The sequence below is a fragment of the Staphylococcus petrasii genome, from assembly GCF_002902565.1.
GTDB lineage: Bacteria > Bacillota > Bacilli > Staphylococcales > Staphylococcaceae > Staphylococcus > Staphylococcus petrasii.
In genome coordinates this window covers 1-3,462 of the sequence record NZ_PPRC01000085.1, presented here as the reverse complement: position 1 = coordinate 3,462, position 3,462 = coordinate 1, and the positions used below count along the sequence as shown (strand labels likewise).

Sequence of the window (3,462 nt, the reverse complement as noted above, 5' to 3'; positions counted from 1 at the left end):
CTTTTTAAGAATTCTAACCTATTCTATCAAATTAACTGCACTATTACACATATTTTATTATTATATTCACTCATACTTTAGTAGTATGTTGGAATTAATTTTTAAAAAATAATAACTTGAAAAATTATAAAAAATTGATTTTTAATCATCTAGCGCTCAAACCAAAAGCATTGTATGATAGAATTTGCAGTAATAATATTATTGAAACTGGTAATATATCGAACTGAGTTGTAGGAGTGAATTTGATTGAAGAAATTAATAGTAACGATAGGTGTATGCGCACTGCTCTTAGCAGGGTGTGGTAATGATAAATACACTGGTAAAATAGATAAAGCGGTGAAGTTACAAGACCAGAAACAAGAACGACTTGCCAAAAATGACCAAGGCGATGTGGTTAAACACTTTGATAAAAAAGACGCCAATATCTATGTATTTGAAAAAGGAAAGTACGTAGTATTAGCGTATAAGCCTCTAAGTAACAATGAAGAAGTTCATTACTATACATATCAATTTGATGGTAAGAAAGCAAAATACATGGAAAACTTTGATACCAAAAAATATGTTGAAGGTCACGATCCAGACTACAAAGAAGAAAATATGAATTAATATTACATTATTAAAGGAGCACCTATGAAAAAGATATTATTAGCGGGTGGCGCATTCATTTTGCTACTTCTAGTTATTGGGGCATGTTCTAATAACAAGAAAGAACAAACACCACCTAAAACTAAGAATGGCAAAATATTAATCGTTGAATATGGAGATTATAAATGTCCATATTGTAAAAAAGTGGAAGAAAAAGTGATGCCTACCATCAAAAAACAATATATTGATACAAATAAAGTAGAGTATCAATTTGTGAATGCTGGATTTTTAGCGAAAGATTCTTTAATAGGATCAAGAGCTGGTAATGCAGTAGAAAAAATTGCACCTAAAGAATATTTAACTTTCCAACATAACGTTTATGCGCAACAACAAGATGAAGATAAAAAATGGTTAACAGAGGACTTCTTAGATAAAGAAATTGATAAATTAGACATTTCACAAAATGACAAAGAGAGTATTAAAGAAGAATATAAAACTAAAAATAGTGATGCATGGAAAAAAGCAGATGAACAGAAAAAACAAACAAAAGAGGACCACATCAAATCTGTACCAACAGTGTTTATTAATGGTAAAAAAGTAGACGATCCATACAAACTAGAAAACTGGAAGAAATATTTATAAAATTAAATAATTAGAAAAGAGACTACAGGATAGGCATGAGTGTATCTGCCTTTTGCTGTAGTCTCTTTTTAAGATTTCTTAATTATACTTTTCTATATCGTTTAAGACCTATAATATTTAGGATAATAAATACTGTGATAAAAAGAACAAGGATTAATAAATCTAACCATATATGAGCCCATCCCTGTCCTTTAATCATGATATTAGTTAATGCGTCTCCAGCGTAACGCAATGGAAATAGATAACCAATATTACTTAACCAATTTGGCATGTTTTCAAGAGGAAAGATGCCAGAAAAGAAGACCTGAGGCACTGCAATTAAAGGTATAAATTGAATCATTTGGAATTCAGAATTGGCGAAAGTTGAAATGAAAATACCCATCGATAAAGCAGTGATAGCTAAGGCAATATTGATTAAAATAACATACCATAAGCTACCAGCAACATTTATATTAAGTAAATAAATAGAGAATAAAACAATGACTAAAGTTTGAATAATAGCGAAAATGCCGTAACCTATCAGATAGCCCATTACAATCTCACTACGACGTATTGATGTTGCTAAAATTCGTTCAAGGGTACCAGTTGTTCGCTCTCTTAGTAAAGCAATCCCTGAAATTAAAAAGACAAATAGAAATACAAAGAATCCCATCAAAATAGGGAACATTTTATCAAAGTAACTACTATCAGAATTTCCATATAAATACTTATTATGGATAGAAATAGTTGCATCTTTATCTTTATTAGCCGCCATTGGCATTTTTTTCTAAAACTTTCTTAACACCGTTTATTTTAGCTTTTTGCAATGACTGACCAACTATTTGTTTAATAGCTGACGTTTTATTAGGATCTTCATTCGTATAAACAACATGCAATTCTTTATTATCTTGATAAATAAATCCATCTAAATCGTCCTTCTCAATTTTTGACTTAATGTTATTTGTTGAATGGTAGTTTTTAATATTTAAATTTTTATCTGGTAAATTATTAACAATCTGAGAAGATACAGATTTATCGACGCCAAGTTCGAGATTTTCTTCATCGCCATTAAATATAAAATACATAAGCGTAAGTATAACGATTGGAGCTAGGAACATCAAAGCGAGTGTACGTTTATCTCTTAGTAGTTCTTTCATCACTCTTTTGATAATAGCCAGTAATTTCATGATTGACTTACCTCCTCAGCTTTAATGAATACTTCTTCAATCTTATTAACATTAAATTGTTTTTTTAATTGATCTGGTGAGTCTAAAGCGAATAGTTGGCCTTCTACAATTAATCCAACTTTGTCACAACGTTCAGCTTCATCCATAACATGAGTTGTAACGATGACACTTTTACCTTCTTTAGTCATATTTTTTAATTGTCCCCAAATTTGATTTCGCAGTTTAGGATCTATACCCACTGTAGGTTCATCTAAGATAACCAAGTTTGGTTGTGCAAGTAATGTGATTGCCAAAGATAATCGACGTTTCATGCCTCCTGAAAAGTTTGCGACTTTCTTGTTCAATGCTTCTTTTAAATCGACTAATTTCATACTTTCTTGTATATTATTTTCTAATTGCTGTCCTTTTAACCCAGCTAAATGACCAAAAAATTCAAGGTTCTCATATGCAGTTAATGTTTCATATAAGGCATCAGTTTGACCCATATATCCAATTTTGTTCAGTATTTTGCGGTTAGGCATTTTTTTATTAAAAATTTCAGTAGATCCTGACTCAAGCTTTTCCATACCTAATAAACATTTAATAGTAGTTGTCTTACCACAACCACTAGGTCCAATTAAGCCAAGAAGTTCGCCTTTATGAATATTTAAACTTATTTGGTTCAACACTTTATGTTTACCATATGTTTTCACAGCGTCATGTAAACTAGCAATACTCTCGGTCATAGCTATTCCCCCTATATTGACATGTTTTATCAATTCTATATATTAAATATAAATCCTTTTAAGTAAATGTGAATTAATTTTTATAATAACTGAACATTTTATAATTAAATGTTTGGAAAAAGGAGAATACTTAAATGAATGATATTGAAATAACTGATAAACGCGTAGTGAATACTATGAATAATATTAAAAATGGCATGATTAGCTTATTAGAAAAAAAGGAATTTGAAAAAATTACCATTAAAGATATTTGTACAGAGAGTGGTATAAGTAGAACTACGTTTTATGCCCATTATAAAGATAAAAATAATTTTATTTATAGTTATCTAAAGTCACTATTAAAA

General features: G+C 29.7%; 4 protein-coding genes and 1 pseudogene. 3 read left to right on the top strand and 2 right to left on the bottom strand.

Features of this window, described 5'->3' with window-relative positions; translation table 11 throughout:
* Positions 1-246 precede the first annotated feature (246 nt).
* Positions 247-606, top strand: a complete 360-nt coding sequence (locus tag CD127_RS10960; protein WP_103366738.1) for a DUF4467 domain-containing protein — start codon at positions 247-249, stop codon at positions 604-606.
* 24 nt (positions 607-630) lie between these two features.
* Positions 631-1,227 (top strand): thioredoxin domain-containing protein, encoded by a 597-nt coding sequence (locus tag CD127_RS10955; protein WP_103366737.1) that lies wholly within the window; start codon positions 631-633, stop codon positions 1,225-1,227.
* A gap of 82 nt (positions 1,228-1,309) precedes the next feature.
* Here the strand turns inward: CD127_RS10955 and CD127_RS10950 are convergent.
* Both CD127_RS10950 and CD127_RS10945 read right to left on the bottom strand, forming a co-directional pair.
* Positions 1,310-2,393 (bottom strand): annotated as a pseudogene (locus CD127_RS10950) (ABC transporter permease).
* Positions 2,390-3,118: an ABC transporter ATP-binding protein gene (locus tag CD127_RS10945; RefSeq protein WP_103366736.1), complete on the bottom strand. Its 729-nt coding sequence runs from the start codon at positions 3,116-3,118 to the stop codon at positions 2,390-2,392. The pseudogene CD127_RS10950 and the gene CD127_RS10945 overlap by 4 nt, the downstream one beginning before the upstream one ends.
* 134 nt (positions 3,119-3,252) lie before the next feature.
* On the opposite strand from CD127_RS10945, the gene CD127_RS10940 reads away from it, so the two are divergent.
* On the top strand, positions 3,253-3,462 hold a 210-nt coding region (locus CD127_RS10940), incomplete at its 3' end, for a TetR/AcrR family transcriptional regulator (protein WP_142381314.1).

Bases quoted from the DNA above. Each gene is read 5' to 3' on its own strand.
- CD127_RS10945 (WP_103366736.1), bottom strand. From the start codon at position 3,118: ATGACCGAGAGTATTGCTAGTTTACATGACGCTGTGAAAACATATGGT.
- CD127_RS10955 (WP_103366737.1), top strand. From the start codon at position 631: ATGAAAAAGATATTATTAGCGGGTGGCGCATTCATTTTGCTACTTCTA.